Origin of the sequence: Streptomyces fuscigenes (assembly GCF_021556455.1) — a bacterium.
In the GTDB taxonomy this organism is placed as follows: Bacteria; Actinomycetota; Actinomycetes; order Streptomycetales; family Streptomycetaceae; genus Streptomyces; species Streptomyces fuscigenes.
Window position 1 is genome coordinate 1 of sequence record NZ_JAKGCV010000810.1, and the last position, 1019, is coordinate 1019.

1 protein-coding gene is annotated in these 1019 nt (G+C 78.6%); it reads left to right on the plus strand.

Going from position 1 to position 1019, the window contains the following annotated elements; translation table 11 throughout:
• On the plus strand, positions 1 to 1019 hold a 1019-nt coding region (locus L1885_RS28720; protein ID WP_235800057.1), incomplete at both ends, for a sensor histidine kinase.

Sequence of the window (1019 nt, forward strand, 5' to 3'; positions counted from 1 at the left end):
CGGCTGGTCGGCCGGGGCGGGCGGCAGTGGCGGGCGCTGTCCCGGCCGGTCGCCGCGGGCGGGGCAGCGGCGGCGGGAACCCTGTGGGTCTTCTCGCCGGACACCGCGGCCCGCACCCAACTCGGGCTCGTGCGCCGCCGCGTGGTGACCGTCGCCCTGCTCGCCGCTCCGCTCGGCGCGGCCGTCGGCTGGGGGATCGCCACCGGCACGACCCGGCCCCTGCGCCGCCTGCAGCGCGCCACCCACGGCCTCGATCCCCGCGCAGGTGCGGGATGCTTCCACCACACCCCCACCGGCACGAGCGAGGTCGACGACCTGGCCGCCACGGTCCGCACGGTGCTGGCCCGCTACGACGAGCAGGCCGCGCACACCGCCCGGGCCCTCGACACGGCGCGCTCGTTCTCCTCCGCCGCCTCGCACGAGATGCGCACCCCGCTGATGTCCATGGGCACCAACCTCGACATCCTGCGCGACCATCCGGGCCTGCCGGCCGGGGAGCGCGCGGACGTCCTCGGGGAAGTGGGGGCGGAGCACGCCCGGTTGTGCACGCTCCTGGACGAACTGCGGGCCCTGGGGCGCGCCGACCTGGTCGAGGCCGACGCGTTCCGCGACACGGACCTCACGCAGATCGCCGGAGCCGCCGTCGCGGAGGCGCGCAGGCGCTCGCCCGACGCGGCCGTGCGGCTGCGCGTCGAGCCGGACGCCCGCCCGGGTGCCGACGCCGTGCACGGCTGGGAGCCGGGGCTGCGGCTGCTGCTGGACAACCTGCTGGCCAACGCGCTGACCCACGGCCGGGGGGCCGGCAACGCCCCCGACGTCGAGGTCGCCGTCCGCCGCGACGGCGCCGATCTGGTCCTCACCGTCGACGACCGGGGCCCCGGCATCCCGGCGCGGGCCCGGCGTGAGGCGTTCGCACGCTTCTGGCGGGGCCCCGCCAGCGAGGGCAGCGGCCTCGGCCTCACCCTCGTCGCGCAGCAGGCGGCGCTGCACCACGGCTCGGTGGAGGCCGGGGACCGGCC